General features: G+C 40.1%; 17 protein-coding genes and 1 tRNA gene. 6 read left to right on the forward strand and 12 right to left on the reverse strand.

The genetic code is table 11. The annotated features are described in order from the left end of the window. A complete protein-coding gene (gene recR / locus F8N35_RS12260) occupies positions 1-615 on the forward strand; it encodes a recombination mediator RecR (RefSeq protein ID WP_293053428.1) in 615 nt (204 codons plus the stop codon). Here recR and yihA read toward each other — a convergent pair whose 3' ends face one another. Both yihA and F8N35_RS12270 read right to left on the reverse strand, forming a co-directional pair. Beyond that, entirely contained in the window at positions 616-1,221 is a 606-nt protein-coding gene (yihA, locus tag F8N35_RS12265) for a ribosome biogenesis GTP-binding protein YihA/YsxC (protein ID WP_293053431.1), read from the reverse strand. A 27-nt stretch (positions 1,222-1,248) separates the two neighbouring features. Then, positions 1,249-1,788, reverse strand: coding sequence for a 1-acyl-sn-glycerol-3-phosphate acyltransferase (locus F8N35_RS12270; RefSeq protein WP_293053434.1), 540 nt, complete (start codon positions 1,786-1,788; stop codon positions 1,249-1,251). 121 nt (positions 1,789-1,909) lie between these two features. Here F8N35_RS12270 and mtgA point away from each other — a divergent pair, with 121 nt between their 5' ends. Genes mtgA through cmk form a run of 4 tightly spaced genes read left to right on the forward strand, consistent with a single transcriptional unit; the run spans position 1,910 to position 5,089 of the window. Next, positions 1,910-2,596 (forward strand): monofunctional biosynthetic peptidoglycan transglycosylase, encoded by a 687-nt coding sequence (gene mtgA / locus F8N35_RS12275; RefSeq protein WP_363928386.1) that lies wholly within the window; start codon positions 1,910-1,912, stop codon positions 2,594-2,596. Between the two features lie 7 nt (positions 2,597-2,603). Beyond that, on the forward strand, positions 2,604-3,275 hold the full coding sequence (lipB, locus tag F8N35_RS12280) for a lipoyl(octanoyl) transferase LipB (protein ID WP_293053440.1): 672 nt from the start codon (positions 2,604-2,606) through the stop codon (positions 3,273-3,275). Between the two features lie 47 nt (positions 3,276-3,322). After that, positions 3,323-4,357 carry a type IX secretion system protein PorQ gene (porQ, locus tag F8N35_RS12285; RefSeq protein ID WP_293053443.1) on the forward strand — a complete coding sequence of 345 codons (1,035 nt, stop codon included), beginning with the start codon at positions 3,323-3,325 and terminating at the stop codon, positions 4,355-4,357. Between the two features lie 21 nt (positions 4,358-4,378). After that, the gene (gene cmk, locus F8N35_RS12290) at positions 4,379-5,089 is read left to right on the forward strand and encodes a (d)CMP kinase (RefSeq protein ID WP_293053446.1); all 711 of its coding nucleotides are present in this window, start codon (positions 4,379-4,381) and stop codon (positions 5,087-5,089) included. On the opposite strand, the gene F8N35_RS12295 is transcribed toward cmk, so the two are convergent. The 7 genes from F8N35_RS12295 to deoC all read right to left on the reverse strand — a co-directional run bounded on the left by F8N35_RS12295 (position 5,086) and on the right by deoC (position 13,443). Continuing rightward, positions 5,086-5,898 carry a transporter substrate-binding domain-containing protein gene (locus F8N35_RS12295; protein ID WP_293053448.1) on the reverse strand — a complete coding sequence of 271 codons (813 nt, stop codon included), beginning with the start codon at positions 5,896-5,898 and terminating at the stop codon, positions 5,086-5,088. The genes cmk and F8N35_RS12295 overlap by 4 nt on opposite strands. A gap of 37 nt (positions 5,899-5,935) precedes the next feature. Next, on the reverse strand, positions 5,936-8,725 hold the full coding sequence (locus F8N35_RS12300) for a DNA gyrase/topoisomerase IV subunit A (RefSeq protein ID WP_293053450.1): 2,790 nt from the start codon (positions 8,723-8,725) through the stop codon (positions 5,936-5,938). Positions 8,726-8,769: 44 nt separating this feature from the next. Continuing rightward, a complete protein-coding gene (locus F8N35_RS12305; protein ID WP_293053453.1) occupies positions 8,770-9,642 on the reverse strand; it encodes a diacylglycerol kinase family protein in 873 nt (290 codons plus the stop codon). Between the two features lie 150 nt (positions 9,643-9,792). Next, entirely contained in the window at positions 9,793-10,779 is a 987-nt protein-coding gene (locus tag F8N35_RS12310; protein ID WP_293053456.1) for an NAD-dependent epimerase/dehydratase family protein, read from the reverse strand. 1 nt (position 10,780) lies between these two features. Then, positions 10,781-11,437, reverse strand: a complete 657-nt coding sequence (locus F8N35_RS12315) for an ABC transporter ATP-binding protein (RefSeq protein WP_293053459.1) — start codon at positions 11,435-11,437, stop codon at positions 10,781-10,783. A gap of 19 nt (positions 11,438-11,456) precedes the next feature. After that, a complete protein-coding gene (locus F8N35_RS12320; protein WP_293053462.1) occupies positions 11,457-12,551 on the reverse strand; it encodes a lactonase family protein in 1,095 nt (364 codons plus the stop codon). Between the two features lie 13 nt (positions 12,552-12,564). Further along, on the reverse strand, positions 12,565-13,443 hold the full coding sequence (gene deoC, locus F8N35_RS12325; protein WP_293053465.1) for a deoxyribose-phosphate aldolase: 879 nt from the start codon (positions 13,441-13,443) through the stop codon (positions 12,565-12,567). A 447-nt stretch (positions 13,444-13,890) separates the two neighbouring features. On the opposite strand from deoC, the gene F8N35_RS12330 reads away from it, so the two are divergent. After that, positions 13,891-15,345: an amino acid permease gene (locus F8N35_RS12330; protein ID WP_293053468.1), complete on the forward strand. Its 1,455-nt coding sequence runs from the start codon at positions 13,891-13,893 to the stop codon at positions 15,343-15,345. Between the two features lie 75 nt (positions 15,346-15,420). On the opposite strand, the gene F8N35_RS12335 is transcribed toward F8N35_RS12330, so the two are convergent. From F8N35_RS12335 to F8N35_RS12345, 3 genes are all read right to left on the reverse strand, one after another. Beyond that, complete coding sequence (locus F8N35_RS12335) at positions 15,421-17,769, reverse strand: two-component regulator propeller domain-containing protein (protein ID WP_293053471.1); 2,349 nt, start codon at positions 17,767-17,769, stop codon at positions 15,421-15,423. A gap of 148 nt (positions 17,770-17,917) precedes the next feature. Then, the gene (thrS, locus tag F8N35_RS12340) at positions 17,918-19,858 is read right to left on the reverse strand and encodes a threonine--tRNA ligase (protein WP_293053474.1); all 1,941 of its coding nucleotides are present in this window, start codon (positions 19,856-19,858) and stop codon (positions 17,918-17,920) included. Between the two features lie 215 nt (positions 19,859-20,073). Then, positions 20,074-20,147, reverse strand: a tRNA-Thr gene (locus F8N35_RS12345). Between the last annotated feature and the right edge of the window lie 209 nt (positions 20,148-20,356).

Here is a 20,356-nt window from a genome sequence, read left to right on the forward strand (position 1 = left end):
ATGAACATACTACATTATCCTTCTTCTATCTTAGAAGATGCCGTAAATGAATTTGCTAAGTTACCCGGTGTCGGACGAAAAACCGCACTCCGTTTGGTACTGCATCTTCTTCGTCAGGATAAGGAAGATGTGGAAAACTTCGGAAATGTGCTTATCCGCCTCAAGAATGAGATATTATACTGCAAGATATGCCACAATATCTCCGATTCGGAAATATGCCTAATATGCGGAGATGAAACCCGTGATAGTCAGACTATTTGTGTTGTTGAAAACATAAAAGATGTAATGTCGATTGAGAACACTCAACAATACAAAGGATTGTATCATGTTCTTGGCGGCATAATCTCTCCTATGGACGGTATCGGACCCGGAGATCTGGAAATAGAAAGTCTGGTTGCAAGGGTAAAGACTGAGCCTGTAAAAGAGGTTATTTTGGCTTTAAGTCCAACAATGGAAGGAGATACAACCAACTATTACATATTCAGGAAGCTCAGCGAAAGTAATGTAATAATATCGACTTTAGCGAGAGGGGTTTCTATTGGGAATGAGCTGGAATATGCAGACGAAATTACGCTCGGGCGCTCGATCCTTAACCGAACGCCATTTGCGCAATAATTATACGTTACGTAGTTCTTTATTAATACTGTCAATATAATCGAGTAACTCTTCACGTCCTCGGCTATTTGACGATGACGTGATAAATACCGGAGGCAGTTCCTCCCAAACTTCTTGTAACTTCGCTTTGTAGGCGCTTATATTTTCATTCAGTTTGCTACCTGACAGTTTATCTGCTTTAGTAAACACAATGGAAAATGGCACCCCGCTTTCGCCCAGCCAGTTGATAAATTCTAAATCTATTTGCTGAGCTTCATGACGGCAATCAATTAAAACAAAAAGATTAGTGAGTTGTTGGCGCAATAAGATATAATTCTCTATCAGCATGCGTAGCTTATCTCTTTGTCCCTTTCCGGCCCGAGCGAAGCCGTAGCCTGGCAAATCAACCAAGTACCATTCGCTATTGATTATGAAGTGATTAATTAAAAGAGTCTTCCCGGGTTTACTGGATGTCATCGCCAGATTTTTCCGGTTAGTAAGCATATTTATCAGAGATGATTTGCCCACATTTGAACGGCCAATAAAAGCATATTCAGGGAGCTTTGTATTAGGACATTTGTTTACATCACTGTTACTTATTACAAAATCGGCAGAAGATATATTCACTTTTGTTCTTTTTATATTTACTACTAATTATACCTGAAATCTATCGGGAAATTTTCCCTGTTTATCTTTGTAGAATGACATGATCTCAATCATATCTTTATCTACGTCACCTGTAGGAATAAACAGTTTTCCAAAACCAATCTCTTTTTTACTATAGTCTATAAATGCCAAAGCTATTGGCACCTGTGCTTTTTGTGCTATGAAATAAAAGCCTTTTTTCCACTCCTTATTCAATTGTCTGGTTCCTTCCGGGGTAATAACCAACCGGAATAAATCATGTTGGCTAAAAATTTCAGCCAAAGAGTCGGTTAATGACGTATTTTGCAAACGATCTACCGCAATTCCTCCCAAGCTCCTCATTATATTACCCAGCGGAAAAGCAAACCATTCTTTCTTCATCAGGAAATGTGCTCTCAAATGCAATACATGACGAAAAATATTCCCCCAAAAAAAATCCCAATTACTGGTATGTGGAGCAATACAAATAACACATTTAGCAGGTAAGTCAATATCATTCACCAACTTCCATCCTTTGTATTTTAAAATACTCTCACTGATAAATTTCATTTCGATCTAATATAAAATGGCTACAAAGATAGCTAAAACATACCGCATTCACGAATTGATACAGCTCGGTCAAATAAACGAAAATAATTATCTTTGTAGTGCTCAAACTGAATTTGTAACTATGATAAAAAAGATTCTTCGTTACATCGGCATTGCCCTGCTGGCTGGCTTTTTGCTCAGCATTTTGTCCGTTGTAGTATTGCGTTTTGTCCCTGTTGCTATCACTCCTCTGATGGTGATCCGAAGCATTGAACAAGTATTTGATGGCAAACCTGTTAAGATGGATAAGAAGTGGGTACCCATTGATAAGATATCGCACAATATGGTACAGGCTGTTGTCGCTTCGGAAGATAATCTTTTTATGGAACACTTCGGTTTCGATGAAAAAGCGATAGAAAACGCGCTCAAACACAATGCTAAAAGTAAAAAAATAAGAGGCGGCAGCACTATCTCACAGCAAACGGCAAAAAATGTATTTCTCTTTCCCGATAGAACCTACGTTCGCAAAGCTTTAGAAGCTTACTTTACGCTGTTAATTGAGGCCATCTGGTCTAAAGAGCGAATTATGGAAGTATATTTGAATGTAATTGAGACAGGAGATGGTATTTACGGGGTAGAAGCGGCTGCTGAGAACTATTTTCATTGCCACGCATCAGAACTAAAACGCTCCCAGGCTGTATTAATAGCTGTTTCTTTGCCTAATCCCCGTAAATTCAATCCTGCGCACCCTTCCCCATATTTACTGAAGCGACAGGCAAAAATTATGCGTCTGATGAAGAAAATAGAGCAGGTTGAATTTGAAAAATAATATCAGGATGAATAACTCCATAACTCCACTTGACTGGGATATAATTGAATACAACGAAGCCTGGCAAAAACAAGAAGCTCTGTTTCAACAAACCATTCAACAGAAGCTAAAAAATGAAACGACTTCGAATTATCTTATCTTGTGCGAGCATCCCCACGTTTTTACTCTCGGCAAAAACGGATCAGCCAATAACCTGTTAATCGGAAATTTACAGCTACGATCTGTACACGCTCAATATGTAGAAACGAATCGCGGGGGAGATATTACCTATCATGGTCCCGGACAAATTGTGGGTTATCCTATCTTTGACCTTGCGAATTTTGACATGGGGCTTAAACAATACATCTTCAACATGGAAGAGGCTGTCATTTCCACTTTGAAACGCATTGGTATACAATCAGAAAGACTCGACGGTGCAACCGGAGTGTGGTTAAACACGGCTTACCCCGAGAAATGCCGTAAAATTTGTGCTATTGGCGTGCGAAGCAGTCATTTTGTAACCATGCACGGATTTGCGTTAAATGTAAACACTGATCTGAATTATTTCTCATACATAAATCCCTGTGGTTTTGTTGACAAAGGCGTGACGTCCATTCAGAAAGAACTTGGAGCCCCCTACTCTTTGAAAGAGATAAAACAATTGTTGCGGGAAGAGTTTAACCGAAGCTTTCTTGGCTAAAAAGAGCATTTAGATTGTTCGATTCAGAACACAATCTCACTTGATTTATGGCCAGCTTACAACGCATATTATTTTCATTTACAATGTTTTGTTTGGCATTGACAACCTATGCACAAGCTGGCAGCGCTGTATATTCGTTCCTGAATTTACCTGCTTCTTCACGTCTTGCAGCTATGGGGGGAAGTAATGTGTCCATCAGAGATAACGATATCAACTTAAGCTTTTCCAACCCGGCATTATTAACGCAAGAGACTGACAAATGCATTGGATTAAACTATACTGCCTATCCTGCCGGAATCCATATTGGATCTGCCATTTACGGTATGGCCCTGAATGACAAAAGTTATATCGCAGCCGGGATACAATTTGTAAATTACGGACAATTGAAGGAGGTTACGGAAGAGAATATACAACTTGGCACATTTTCAGCAAGTGATTATGCTCTCAATTTGATGTATGCCCAAAATCTCACTGAAAAGTGGACTTTGGGAGCCATTGTTAAACCCATATACTCATCATACGAAAGCTATTCCAGTTTTGGTATTGCCACCGATATCGGAATTAATTACAATAACGACGAAAATTTTTGGAGTGGAGGTCTTGTCATTAAAAACATAGGTGCTGAATTGAAAAGTTATTATTCTTCGGATGGGACACAACACAAAGAGCGTTTACCTTTCGAGATACTGATGGGTGCGTCCAAACGCTTCGCACATGCACCTTTAAGAATCTCAATAACAGCGACAAACCTCCAACAATGGAATCTTTCCTATTCAAAATTGAACACTTCGCTCTATGCTGTTGAAAATGTAAAGAGCAACTTTACCGGAATGCTTTTAAGACATTTGATCTTGGGAGTCGACTTTCTGCCATCTGATAATTTTTATATTACAGTATCCTATAATTTCCGAAGAGCGGCAGAAATGTCTGTTAATAACGTTCGATCAATGTCGGGCTTTGCTGGCGGATTCGGCATGAAAATATCGAAATTTCAAGCTGGTTTTAGCGTTTCTCAATATCAAATCGGAGCTCTTTCCTATAATTTTTCACTCACCACTTCTCTGAATCAATTCGGTTTATAACGATCACAAATAAAAAACAATATGTCTGAAAACATAAAAATAAACATTGCCATCGACGGACATTCTTCGTGCGGTAAAAGTACAATTGCCAAAGGGTTAGCAAAAAAAATCGGGTATACTTACATTGATAGCGGAGCGATGTACAGAGCTGTCGCGCTTTATTGCCTGCAAAACGGACTCATAAAAGATGGTGTTGTAGATGAACCTGCCCTAAAATCAAGCATAAAAACGCTTATAATTGAGTTCAAGCCCAATTCAAACGGAGGTGCAGACACCTACATGAACAACGTTAATGTAGAAAATGAAATTCGTTCTTTAGAAGCTGCAAGCGCTGCAAGTAAAGTGAGCACTCTAAAATTCGTGCGCCAAACAATGGTATATTTACAACAGCAAATGGGTAAGAGCAAAGGAGTTGTGATGGATGGCCGTGACATTGGTACCGTAGTATTCCCTGATGCAGAATTAAAAATATTTGTTACCGCGAAACCGGAAATAAGAGCAGAAAGACGCTATAAAGAGCTATTAAATAAAGGCCTGGATGTTGATTATGATGACGTGCTTGCAAACGTAATAGAAAGGGACGAAAGAGACTCAAACCGAAAGGAAAGCCCTTTACGTCAGGCTGAAGACTCGGTGGTTCTTGACAATAGCGAACTTACACCCGATCAACAATTTGAATGGGCTGTATCAGCCTACCAAACAGCTGTAGAAAGGGCTAAAATAAATCGTTAGTTATAATACTTTGCATATAAAGCATTAAACTTATCCGATTTTGTAAAATGTTCTAACCAACGGTTGGCCGATTTGGTCAACCCGGGAGTACGCTTATTGAGCCCCCACCCCTGCAATTGCGGGAACCCTATTTCAACATTCGTATCAATGCCAGGAAACCGTTTTACAAAATAATTAGCAATCTTTTCATCGCACACACCATAGCGAATACTACCTTTAGCAATCAGAAGAATAAGTTCCTCTGCATCATGCACTTTCAGTTCACTTACGTAAATTGTGTCACTTATTTCTTCCGCCAAATGTTGTATTCGTTGTGCATATGAAGAGCCACGTACAATACAAAGTTGCTTTTTACCCAAATCCAACTGATTCTTTACATATATTGTATCGTCATCGCCCGATGATTTTCGCTGCACCAGTACCGATTTAGACAATAAAACGGGAGTAGAAATCGAGATATGTTGCAACACATCCGTTGTTCTGGGGATATTCTGGGCAATCAAATCCACTTTCCCTTTTTCCATCAATAGAATGGCTTCAGCGACATCAGGTACACGTACCCACTTGATTTTAACCTTCAAACAACTATCAACAAACATTTTGGCCAATTCATACTGAAAACCGGCCATCGTATCACCACGCATCATGCAATCAATCTGGTTCATCCGTACCGCAATGCGTATCTCCCCATCCTTTTGTATCTTCTCAATATCACGAGGACAGGAAGGCAAAAGAGCCCAAAGAAGTATCGCACTTATAAACAATAAGATAAACAAAAATATCCCAATTATTTTAGTACGTTGTAGCATGAGCCTGAATTTTATTTGTTAATAGGATCAATCGCTCTTAAAATAGTGCCGTCTGTCCTGTCACTTCGTCTATCAGAGGAGGTTCTTCATCATCATCTCCCGTAGCATTTACAGGCAATACTGATTCTGCCGGCATTAAACGAGCCGGTGGAGCTGGAGTCTCTTCATTTTCATCAACCACACCATCCTGTGAACCAATATCTTCGGTGCCGTTTTCTTCCCATTCACTCTCCTCGGTTTCAACCGGTTCTGGATAACGGGTCGGCTCTAATTCATTGACAGACGCAATTTCCCAGGTACAAATACGTTTCCCTTTTGCTTTACAGCTTTTGATTCCGATAAACTCGTCTACATCAAGCGTTATAGGATCTCTTTCAGCATCTTTACCTCCGAAGACAATCTCGAACCGGGGATAAACCTCACTGGAGATATGCAACATGGTAGAAGCCGGATTATCTCCGAGAAAGTTTACTCTTTTTTGAGAAGGTTCAAGGTTAAAACGCTTCAGGTAAGGAAAATTTTGTTCTGCATCAAACAAAGCAACTGACCATATTTTATCACCATCATACTTCTCAATAATCATTGTATCAGCATCATAGTGATTCGTAAGATCAAAATTGGTTGTATAATAATCACCGTTCTTTGTAATAACCAAAATCTGATCATCGCTTTGAAACTCGCCAAGGAATTCTCCTCTGTTATCGTAATTGAGGCGTAAAACATCTCTGTCAAACCAGACATTACGACCGCCCAATGTTGAACCACCTTTATGTTTCAGGGTAATTCTCAAAATATCGTTCTTGGTCAGAATATTACCCATTGACTGACGCCCTTTTATAGCAATATCGCTAAAGTCTTTCTCAAACAAAAGATTCTTCAACCGGGGTTTCGGCTTCAGGGCAATACGTATTACTTCTGCTTCACCATTTGGATTAACGCTGAAATATACAACCTTTGAGTTAGGTTTACCCTGCGTCAGATCATATTCTTTATCCCTGGTGGTACCGGTAACTGCAAAACGCTTCATGTAAAATGCACCTGTTCTGCCGTCACGATAAACTGCGTTGTAGATGGTACGTGTATCGTTTCTTTTAAAGATAGCCAGATGAAGAATATTTTTACCGACAAACAGTTTGTCTGCCACTTTCACCACCTTATATTTTCCATCCTTAAAGAATATGATAACATCATCAATATCAGAACAGTTACTCACGAACTCATCTTTTTTCAGTCCTGTTCCGATAAAACCTTCCTCGTAATTAACATACAATTTTTCGTTGGCTTCTACTACTTTAGCCGCCTCAATTGTTTCAAAGCTTCTGATTTCACTGCAACGCGGGTATTTAGCACCATATTTTTCTTTTAAACGGACAAACCAGTCAATTGTAAAATCAACGATGTGCGCCAAGTGAAAGTCAATCTCTTCAACTTGTTTCTTTATTGCCGCAATCTCTTCTTCTGCCTTTTCCGAGCTGAATTTCAGGAAGCGTCTGGTCTTAATCTCAAACAAACGCAACATATCTTCACGCGTCACTTCACGCAAAAACAACTCCTTAAATGGCTCTATCCGTTTGTCAATATGCGCAATAGCTTCATCTATCGATTTACTGTCTTCAAACTCTTTGTCCTTGTAAATACGCTGTTCTATGAATATTTTCTCCAGAGAAGCAAAATGAAGAGCCTCAAGCAATTCAGCACGCTGTATCTGCAATTCCAGTTGAAGCAACGACAATGTATGATCCGCGCTTGTCCGCAGCAGTTCGCTTACGGTAATAAAACGCGGCTTGTTGTCTTCAATAACGCAACAGTTTGGGGAAATACTCTTTTCACAATCCGTAAACGCATAAAGTGCATCAATGGTTTTATCCGACGAAACTCCGGCCTGCAAATGAATCACAATCTCAACATGTTGCGCCGTATTGTCGTCTACCTTACGAATCTTTATCTTCCCTTTGTCATTGGCCTTCAATATCGATTCGATCAGTTTGCTGGTATTTGTTCCAAAAGGAATCTCATTGATAACAAGAGTTTTATTATCAATTTTACTGATTTTTGCCCGGACTTTTATTGCACCGCCACGCTCTCCGTCGTTGTAGCGTGACACATCTACATAGCCTCCGGTCTGAAAATCAGGATATAATGTAAACGGCTCATTTTTCAGGTATGCAACTGAAGCATCGAGCAGTTCGTTAAAGTTGTGTGGTAAAATTTTGGAATTCAAACCCACGGCGATACCTTCAACACCCTGAGCCAGTAATAATGGGAATTTTACAGGCAGAGCGATAGGTTCTTTATTACGACCGTCGTAAGAAAGCTTCCATTGTGTCGTCTTCGGATTAAATACAACGTCAAGAGCAAATTTTGATAAGCGAGCTTCAATGTAACGGGGAGCTGCAGCACCATCACCGGTAAGAATATTTCCCCAGTTACCCTGACAATCAACAAGCAGGTCTTTCTGCCCCAACTGTACCAAAGCATCACCGATAGAAGCATCACCGTGAGGGTGAAATTGCATGGTATGCCCCACAATGTTAGCCACCTTATTATAACGACCGTCATCTATCCTCTTCATAGAGTGTAGAATACGGCGCTGAACAGGTTTTAATCCATCATAAATATGAGGTACTGCACGCTCAAGAATTACGTACGAAGCATAGTCGAGAAACCAGTTTTGATACATTCCCGACAAATGATGCTTCACCTGCTCATTATGTACGTCGGGGATATGATAATCGGAATGTTTTGATTGTTCAGAAACTTCTTCTACTGTATCATCCGTTCCTTCCGACTCTATACCCTCGTTGATATCCTCTTCGTTGATGTCCATTATGCTTATCTGTATTTATCCTTATACTTTTAATTTTCAAACACTTAAACCAAAATTTTCAACACTTTTGGTAAAATTTGCACCTCCAATTGTTCTCCCATTATGCCCGGCTCTCCATCGTAGTGCACATAATCTTCCTTGGGTCGTTCAACCATGAGTTTTTTGCACTTAAAAACCTCCACATATCGTGTTTTATCCAACTGTTTGGTAAATAATCTCAAACTAATTTTTGGCGCAACATATATTGGAAATTCCGACATTACTACCACATCCATAAACCCATCTGTTACTGATGCTTTTGGAGCTATCGAAGCGTTATTACCCCATTGTGATGCATTAGCAAAAGTCACCAAAAATGCGGTTCTCTCAATTGGAGGATCATCATCAAAAGTGAGCTTATAAGTCTGTGGTTTATAGTCAAAATATTGAAAAATCACTTCTCCCACGTATACAACCGGGCCGCGTTTTCCGGCTTCAGCAAAACGATTGGCAATATAAGCATCATAGCCAATGCCGGCAGTGCAAAAGAATGGTTGATTGTTGAGTAGTCCTGCATCTATGTTGTTTACACGCATTTTACTGATTCTCTTCAAAGCAGCAGATGCCTGCAAAGGCAATTTCAAGTGTAAAGCCAACCCGTTGCCGGAACCGCAGGGAACAATGCCTAATGCTGTATTAGAATTCATTACGGCACGTGCGATTTCATTAACCGTACCATCGCCCCCAATAGCAACGACAGCATCATATCCTTCAGCAACATATTCTTTTGCCCGAAGAAAACCATCATTAGCATATTCGGTGAAATGTATGTCCACCTCGAAAAGAGCTTCTGAAAAATACTTATGAATCAGATCCGGATACTTCGTTTTCCTACCTGTACCCGACTTGGGATTTATAATAAATGCGATTTTTTTCATTTGTTCATTTGTAGCCAAACATCCATTTAATCAACCAATTACATCAAATAGTTTTTTTAGCATCATGCAAAGATAAAAAAAATTAAGCATCGCTCAAAAGAAGGTTTGCGATTGTTGAAAAGTATCTGAATTGCCTAAAAAGAAGTAAAATTATTTTGATTTTTTTTCGGAGCTGAACCACGTGATAGCGTCCTCAATTGCAGGCTCAATAGGATGAATCACATAGCCTAATTCTTTTTCTGCTTTTTGTGAACTATAATAGTGTGGCAGCAAACTAAAAACAGCATCATTTTTAGTTACTATCGGCTTTTCACCAATTATCAACGATATTTTTTCTATAGCGGAAGCTGCAGATAAAGTAATAAAAGCGGGCAGCACTGCCAATGGTTTCGGACGATGGCAAAGAACCGCCACCTTTTCGAAAAACTCCCGGTATGTAAGATTATGCCCTGCCAAAATGTAGCGTTCCCCACTCCGTCCCTTTTCTGCGGCCAAAATTGCTCCCCTACACACGTCTTTCACATCAACAAAGCTGTTACCCCCTGAAGGTGCGAATAGACCACTGTTGTTTAATATTTCATATACTATTCGCGATGACGTTCCGTGAGTATCATATGCCCCGATCATGAAGCCAGGATTAACCACAACAGTCTGTATATCAGTATTTTTATTTTGCAATAAAAATTTTTCTGCAGCCAATTTTGTGTCTGGGTAAGGATTGCGAAGGTTTGAAAAATCACACAAAACATCCTCATTCGCAATGGCGCATTTTTCTTCGATTCCTATTGTATCTACCGAACTGATATGCACAAAACGTTTCACGCCGGCTTTTCTTGCTGCATAGAATAAAGATTTGGTTCCCTCCACGTTCACCTGCTCCATTTGGCTCCGGTCTCGTTCAAGTGAAGAAACAATTGCGGCTGCATGAAATATCCAATCGATATCTTTACAAGCCCTCTCAAGCGACAATGGATCATTCAGGTTACCTTCACAACACTCAGCCTGTGGATAGTCTAAAGCTGTCCGTGCTACTCTTCCCTGCCGGCTTAAATAGCGAACGTAATGACCATCGTCGCACAACATGCGCAACAGATTGCCACCCAGAAAACCGGTTGCTCCCGTCACCAATACCCGCATATCAGGAATCGTGAACCAAACCGTCTTTCATTGTAATAATACGATCTGAAAGCGCTGATAGTTCTTTGTCGTGAGTGACTATGACAATAGTAAGGTTGAACTGATTACGGACGTCAAAAAAGAGACGGTGCAGTTCTTCTCTGTTCTTTGAATCCAAACTGCCTGAGGGTTCATCGGCCAAAATTACCGACGGATGGTTCATCAGCGCTCTGGCCACTGCAACCCGTTGTTTTTCACCACCAGAGAGTTCATTAGGCTTGTGAGTAAGCCGATCATTCAAACTCAGAAAATCAAGCAGTTCTTTGGCCTCATTTTCGGTTTTTCGGAAGTTTTTTTTCGCAATAAGGGCCGGGAGCATTACATTTTCCAATGCTGTAAACTCAGGCAAAAGCTGATGAAACTGAAATACAAAGCCAATATGCTGATTTCGAAAAAGAGACAATTCCCTTTGTTTCAACGAGAAAACATCCGTACCATCAATTATAACGGATCCATCATTAGGACGATCAAGTGTGCCTACAATCTGCAACAATGTTGTTTTTCCGGCACCACTTGGCCCCACAATCGAAACAATTTCTCCTTTATTGACATGCAGGTCAACCCCTTTCAACACTTGCAGGGAACCAAAACTCTTTGTAATCTGATGCAGCTGAATCATAATGCCTTATTTTCAGAAATCAATGCTTTATGCGTATAAATTTTATACATACAGGATGGGAAACTGATACCTTTTCATTTACAGGAGACAACATTCCCGTTCGTTGATTCCTTCTGAATACGACAATGTCATTTCCATCCTGATTGGCAACTAATAAAAACTTGCCGGTTGGGTCAATAACAAAATTACGAGGTCGATTTATGCCCTGTGTTGCCCATCCAAGAGTCTTTAATGCTCCAGAGGTATTATCAAAAGCATAAACAACAATACTGTTATGTCCGCGATTAGAAGCATACAAGAAACGGCCATCCGGAGAAAAATGAATATCAGCAGCAGATGTTTTCGTTGTGAAACCGGAGGGTAACATAGTGGTATGAGACACTACATTGGTAAAAGTTTGCGCGGAATCCCTTTTAATAATTGTCACCTTACTAGCCAACTCATTCGCCACCGCCATCCATTTACCGGAAGCATCAAAATCAATATGACGCGGCCCCATACCTTTGGGCAGATTCACTTCAGCAAACGGGCTTAGCTTACCGTCTTCAACAGTATAAATCAAAATTTTATCAAGACCTAAATCTGCCGAATAGATGTATTTTTCTTTGGGATCAGGCAAAATACAGTGCGCCCTGGTTACTTTGCCCCAATGTTTATCAACGGTTGCCAATGCGCCAATGCTACCGTCACTATTCAAAGGATAAAATGTCACTAAACCGCTACCATAACTTGCCGCTCCAAGCCATTTACCAGCTTCCAATTCGGCGATATAACAACTATAACTTCCCTCGCCGCTTTGGCTGTTAATGAAGTTCAACGACATTGATTTATCTATCGAAAATGCCGACAAACAATAGGTTTTATTCATTTCTCCAACCGTCCACAAAAAACGATTATCAGCAGAAACCGCCAAATAACTCGGATTGTCAACACGTGCTGCTAATTCCGGAGTAGATAGTTTTCCTGAAACAGTATCCAGCCAGCAACGGTATACACCTTCACTCCCCTCTCCCGTATATGTTCCGATAAAAAACGGTAACGAGTTATTTTTTTGAGCAGATACTAATGCAAAGGAAGCACATAACAGCAACAAGCTTACGGTATGTTTTATCATCAGAGTTTTATATTTAGAAATACGAAACTGTTTTGCCGTAAATATCCGATAGCAAATTGTTTGCAAGACGACTAGCTCCAAAACGGAACAGCTTATTATTCAGCCATTCTTCTCCAAGAACCTCTTTTACAATGGTATAGTATTTCACAGCCTCTTCTGTTGTAGAAATACCTCCCGCCGGTTTGAAACCAACTTTCTGCCCTGTTTTATTGTAGAACTCTTTAATGGCTCCACACATTACGTAAGCAGCTTCCAAAGTAGCCGCAGGCGACATCTTTCCTGTCGATGTTTTTATAAAATCAGCTCCGGCTGCCATCGCAATTAAAGATGCTTTCTTAATATTTTCGGCTGAAACCAAAGCACCCGTTTCCAGAATAACTTTTAAGTGTGCATCACGACAAGTTGCTTTCAGTTCCTCCAGTTCTTCGAACAATTCTTCATAATTGCCTTCCAGAAATTTACCAACCGAAATCACCACATCAATTTCAGAAGCACCATCGCTCACAGCCATAGCAGTTTCTGCAATTTTGACTTCAAGAAAAGTCTGAGAAGAAGGAAAACCAGCCGAAACAGCTGCTATACCCAATGGCAATTTCAACCGTTTTTTTACGGTCTTTGCAAACGACGGGTAAACGCAAACCGCAGCCACAGAAGGCATATCTGGAAATTCGCCTGCAAAAGCATTTACTTTATCTACAAATGCTTCAATAGAAGAAGTACTGTCTGATGTGTTTAGTGACGTCAGGTCTATCAGATTAAAGCAAGTCTTGTACACTTCTTTTGTAGCATTTACGGCTGCTTTTTCCGACAATAATTTCGATACTGATTCTTTTACCTGATCATCGTTCAAATTGCAGGTATATTCTTTAAACAACGCATTAAAATCTCTCATTTGTCAATTATTTGAATATAAACTTGATAAGTTCAGGCTTTCTACCAATGACCTTATCCGGGTTAGAATTGAAGATAAATAAATGAGTCAAAGACCATGATTCTTCGAAGAAAAATCTCATAACAATCTCTTATTTTCAGAAAAACAATGAAATGATTATAAGACATTTACATCCATCACTCACAGCATGACTCCGTATACATGCAAAGGTATCACTTTTTTGGGATTTACCACATAAATACGACACGCATTCATCGTTTTCAATCTGCCTAAAACGAGACATAGCATTAGCATATTCAAGCTTTGCATAAGACAAAAAAGATAGCAACAGACACCAAGATAATGAATTAAAATGGTTATTTTTGCAAGCTATTAGTATCGATTTATTCATTTTAATACTGTTTTTATTAGCAAAGTGTAGTTTTTATTCTCGATAACAATACAATTATGATAAAAGATCTGTTCATTAAAAAGACGTTAGCACAGCTTGACGAACAAGCTGACAGCAAACACAATGAGCTCCGTCGTCATTTGGGACCTGTCAATCTCACACTATTGGGAATAGGTTGCGTGATTGGAGCCGGGATATTTGTACTTACCGGCACGGCAGCTGCGTTACACGCAGGGCCGGCTATTGCCTTATCGTTTATTATCTCTGCTTTCGGATGCCTTTTGGCCGGTTTGTGTTATGCCGAGTTTGCATCAATGATTCCTGTTTCTGGTAGCGCATATACCTATGGCTACGCCACCATGGGTGAGTTCATTGCCTGGATTATCGGATGGGACTTGATTTTGGAATACCTTTTCGGCTCTGCAACAGTTGCCGTGGGTTGGTCCGGTTATGTAAGCAGTCTTTTAGCGGACGTAGGATTACATCTTCCCAGTTCGATTTGCCAAAGTCCTTTTGTTTTCGATGCAGAAGGATGGCACACCACCGGAGCTATCATCAACTTTCCTGCCGTGTTTATTGTAGCATTAATGACCACTTTATTAGTAATAGGTATTAAAGAATCGGCAAAGTTCAACAACATCATTGTAATGATAAAGGTGATTGTCATTCTGCTATTTATCGGATTTGGCATTGCATACATAGACACTCACAACTGGACTCCGTTTATTCCCGCAAACACAGGTCCGGGCGAATTCGGATGGTCGGGTATTTTAACCGGAGCCGGAGTAGTTTTCTTTGCTTATATCGGATTTGATGCAGTATCAACCACATCGCAGGAAGCAATCAACCCGAAACGAGATATGCCGATCGGTATTTTAGCATCCCTAATCATTTGTACCATACTTTACATTGCCGTAAGCCTTACATTGACAGGCATTGTCAATTACAAAGAATTAAATGTACCGGCTCCTATTGCTCTTGCGATAGATACAGCAGGACAAGGTCTTGCATGGCTTCGTCCAATCATCAAAATCGGTGCCATTGCAGGCTTAAGTTCGGTTGTTTTGGTCTTGCTTTTAGGGCAGTCGCGGGTATTCTTCTCAATGGCCAGTGACGGATTGCTTTGGAAAAGCTTTGCCAAAGTACACCCAAAATTCAAAACTCCTTATATTACAACAATAGTCACTGGTTGTTTTGCAGCTTTTTTTGCCGGGCTTTTTCCTATTGGCTTGTTAGGAGAGCTGGTTTCGATAGGCACACTTCTTGCGTTTGTAATCGTATGTATCGGGATTATCATACTGCGAAAAACAGAACCTGATGCCCCCCGCGGATTCAAAACCCCATGGGTGCCTGTTATTCCTATTTTGGGAGCATTAGTTTGCTTTGTTCAAATGGCATCCTTACCCAAAGACACCTGGTATCGTTTGTTTGGATGGATGGCTATAGGGTTCATCATCTATTTCACTTATAGTCGCAAACACAGTAAAACGAGACAATACCGTCAAGAATAAGAGCACAAGACAAACAACGAGGGAGGACTTGATAAATTAGAATCAAGTCCTCCCCTGTTATTTTATTGAGTTTTATTAATGAATAACCAATATTTTCGTCATTCCGGACTGACTACCATCAGGAGAAACTGCTGAAACAAGATAAACGCCTGTACTTACACGTTTGCCGCCTGTTCGTTTACCATTCCAGGTTGCTATTCCTCCGTTCGAGGTGGTCTCATAAACAAGATTACCTGCAACATCTGTTATTTTAACAACAGAACCGGTTACCAATCCGGTAATCGTAATCAAACCGGAATAAGACTCTCTTACAGGATTAGGATATGCATACATTGTATCAAATGCAGACCCGCCTTTGCTCGCATCCGTCTGATATGATATCAAACCCTGATCTGTTCCTATAAACAATTCTCCGGTCGTTTGATTCAATTCTAACGAAATAATATTATCTGATAAAAGCGGACTGTTTGCAGCAGTAAAATGAGCAATCGTAGCGGTTCCGTCTTCCGATACCAAATAGAGCCCCGATGTTACGGTACCAATCCATTTACGGTTTGCACCATCCACAACAATAGAAGTTACCTGTTCCGTACCCAGCAGATAATCGGTATTATTTGTTCCATCATTTCTTGGAATCTTAATACGGGAAATAGTAAAATTGGGAGAAAAAGCTTTATCGGGATTGGAAATTACAATGGGACCCTTTCCTGTACCAATCCATATCTTGTTGTTTTTATCCTGCACAAGACACCTGTAGTAATCCGAAGTAAAAGTATTTCCATCCTGATCAACAAAAGAGGTATAAAATACTTTTTTATCATCTGACGTATCATCCAACGTTCCATTATCATCAAAAACAAAAATACCCTGATTGATTCTGGCAATATTTCCCCATTTTCTGTTTGGATTCAGGTTATCAATCAATATTCCCTGCACATTGGTTTTATTTGAAATCAGATCAAACGGATATGATTTTACGATTCCCGCCGGGGTTAAATATTTAACACTATTATTCACAATACTGTTCGCAAACCAAAGATTTCCTGCTTTATCAAAAGCAAGGCCGTCCAAGCGTTGATAATACAATTCGAGGCTTTGTCCCGGGAAAATTGATTCGATAGCACTATTCTTACTATTGTACCACTTATAGAACTTATTGTCCTTGAATTCATACAATCCCATTCCGTAGGAAGATGTAAAGAAATGGGTATTGTCTTTCGGATCTACTGCAATCGAAATAAAATCATATACCGGCAAGGTCGGTACATTTGTTTGGGTCGCAATCGAAGTTCCGGAGATATAGCTCCATTCGTTATTTTCGAACATCATTACTGATGCCGGATGCTTATATTGTGATGCCCATCCCCCTCCGGGAACCATAAATAATTTATCTCCCGCAAATGTCATTTTCCATGCATTATTATCGAAAGGGCCGAATGGTCTGAATTTATTAGCAGCTATCCCTCCCGCATCTGCCTCAATAATACCGTCGGCATCTCCGTTTACAAACCAATATTTTTTCAAGGTCGCATCATAAGCTATCATTTTGGGAGATAGATTTCCCATCGTTGACAAAGTAAGATTCTCATCGTACACGTAAGTAGTTGATGCCGCATCCGAGATAAAATAAAGCTTTGTACCATCTGTCTGCATACGGGAAACACCAGAAAGAGAACCGACTGCACTCCACACAGCTCCATCTACCGACTTATATACAGACCCATTTTGGAGCAACCACAACGCATTTCCAAAAACTATCAGGTTGTTATTCGTTCCGGCGGGAATTGCAGGTACATTACTCCAGACCTGATAATTAGCAAGATTATGATCGTCAGCGTTGGCCTGCATTAATCCGGAAGCTGTGAGTGCATATATCTTACCTCCAAATACAGCAGTGGCCAACACAGAAATATTACTTCCATTTGAGCCTATGACATAGTTATCGGCAATCTCCTTTTTTACTAAATTGATTACCAAAATTCCGAATTTGCACGACATATACGCATAATCACCATTAAAAAAAATGCTATTCAGCGTTTTATCGATAGAAGTCAGCTTATCATGAAACTCTGGGATATTGGCAATACCATTTTCGGAATACAGATCAATATTGGCATTCGAATAAACAATCAGAAGTTGATTATGCGATTTATCATATGCTATCGCATTAATTCCATTATCGCTAAGGCCTGTAATTTTGGAATACTCTTCAATACTTTGATCTGCTTTATTAACAGAAAACAGGGCACCGGAACTAATGGCAAAAACTTTTTGAGGAGTCAATGCTAGTTGATTGGTTGCATTATATGCAAAGTAAGCACGCCATTTCCCCATCTCAGTCTGAGAGTTTACTATTGCACTACTTGTCAATGCAATACACAAAAGCGCAATAAATATAAAAGTATCTCCGAATAGTTTTTTCATCTATAAAGCTTTAAGTTCAGCTGCACAAATAACTACAAATATATAAATTTATTTCACTGATTATGAGCCTAAAATCCAACAAAAAAAAGCGTCGCGACCTACAATTATTGCAGCCACGACGCTTATTCAGTTTATCTATCAGTATAAATTAATATACATTCATCATTTTAGCAACTTCGGTGTTGATCATTGCCGCAAATTCTTCGGGAGTCATTGTACCCTTATCGCCTTCGCCTTGCTTACGAACGGCAACCACTCCGGCCTCCATTTCCTTCTCGCCAACGACTAACAAATAAGGGATACGTTTCAACTCGTTATCACGGATTTTACGTCCGATTTTCTCATTGCGGTCATCTACAGTTACACGAACATCCTGCAAGAAGAGTTCTTTTGCAACTTTACGCGCATAATCGTTGAATTTTTCACTGATTGGCAATACCACCACCTGATCAGGAGTCAACCACAACGGGAATTTACCTGCTGTATGTTCGATTAACACAGCAACAAAGCGTTCCATAGAGCCGAATGGTGCACGGTGTATCATAACCGGACGATGCTTTTGGTTGTCTTCGCCTGTATATTCCAGTTCAAAGCGTTCCGGCAGGTTGTAATCCACCTGAATGGTTCCTAACTGCCAGCGACGACCGATAGCATCTTTCACCATAAAGTCAAGTTTGGGACCATAGAAAGCAGCTTCACCAAGTTCTACTTTAGCTTTCAGGCCTTTTTCCTCACAAGCCTCAATAATAGCACGTTCCGCTTTGTCCCAGTTTTCGTCCGAGCCAATATATTTTTCTCTGTTGTTCGGATCACGTAAAGAAATCTGAGCCTCAAAGTTTTTAAAATCCAAAGCATTGAAAATGATGAAAATAATATCCATTACTTTCAAAAATTCGTCTTTCAACTGATCGGGGCGACAGAAAAGGTGAGCATCATCCTGAGTAAAACTGCGCACACGGGTAAGTCCATGCAATTCTCCACTTTGTTCGTAACGATAAACCGTACCGAATTCAGCAAAACGTAAAGGAAGATCTTTGTATGAACGCGGTTTGAACTTGTAAACTTCACAGTGGTGAGGACAGTTCATCGGCTTCAACAGATACTCTTCTCCTTCTTCCGGGGTATGTATGGGTTGGAACGAATCTTTTCCGTATTTTGCGTAGTGACCAGAAGTAACATACAACTGTTTGTTTCCGATATGCGGAGTAATAACCTGTTGGTAATCGAAACGACGTTGAATTTGTTTCAGAAAGTCTTCCAAACGAAGGCGCAAAGCTGTACCGCGGGGCAACCAGAGAGGCAAACCTTTTCCTACCGTTTCAGAGAACATGAACAATTCAAGTTCCTTACCAATCTTACGATGATCGCGTTTTTTTGCTTCTTCCAAAAGAACCAGATATTCATCCAGCATTTTCTTTTTCGGGAAAGTAATACCGTAGATACGAGTCAACTGTTTGCGTTTTTCGTCTCCACGCCAGTATGCTCCGGCAACACTAAGCAGTTTAATGGCTTTTATTTCGCCTGTATTTGGCAAGTGAGGACCACGGCACAAATCGGTAAAATCGCCCTGAGAATACAATGTAATAGTACCGTCAGCCAAATCGCTGATAAGTTCTGTTTTATACTCGTCTCCTTTTGCATTGAAAAGTTGAAGGGCAGCCTCTTTAGAGATATCTTTACGAACGATAGCTTCTTTTTTAGCAGCCAATTCAATCATTTTTGCTTCAATAGCAGGAAGATCATTTTCTTTAATAACAGTTTCTCCCGGATCAACGTCATAGTAGAAACCGTTTTCGATTGCCGGACCTATGCCGAACTTAATACCGGGATAAAGAGCCTGTAAAGCTTCGGCCATCAAGTGAGCTGAAGAGTGCCAGAAAGCGTATTTACCTTCTTCATCATCCCACTTATGCAACTTAATGGAAGCATCCGCTTCAATCGGACGGGTGAGATCCCAAATTTGTTCGTTTACACTAATGGCCAACACCTCTTGAGCCAAACGAGAGCTGATACTTTCAGCTAATTGTTGTCCGGTTATACCTTTTTCAAACTGGCGAACCGAACCGTCGGGAAATGTGATATTAATCATGTTTTTTGAACCTTACAAATGGTTTTTTATTTAATGATGCAAAGATACTTTTTTATTATTTGCAGAGCAAAGGCAAAAGAGCAAAGAATACAGATAATCAGCGTAAATTACGCCAAAATTAATCTTCCATGAAGTAAACGTCATTTTACCCTAGCATTTTGACTGCTTTACCACAAAAAAAAGCCGTTCGTAATGAACGGCTTTATATAATTTTGAGCCTCTTGTCGGATTCGAACCAACGACCCCGAGATTACAAATCACGTGCTCTGGCCAACTGAGCTAAAGAGGCAGGTGGGTAAGCTAACTACATCGCACCGCTACAACCAAATACCCTTGCTGCGATCAAGCCCTGGGGGATTCAAAGGGAGCTGGTCGTATAGGACTTACCCGGCTGCAAAGGTACGAATTTTTGCCAGTTTGCCAAACAAGAGACGCCTTTTTTCTATATTTTATATTGCAAAAACAAGTAGCTATTTCAGAATCAACCCTTTAAAATTA

Origin of the sequence: Paludibacter sp. (genome assembly GCF_009712605.1) — a bacterium.
Classification (GTDB): domain Bacteria; phylum Bacteroidota; class Bacteroidia; order Bacteroidales; family Paludibacteraceae; genus Microbacter.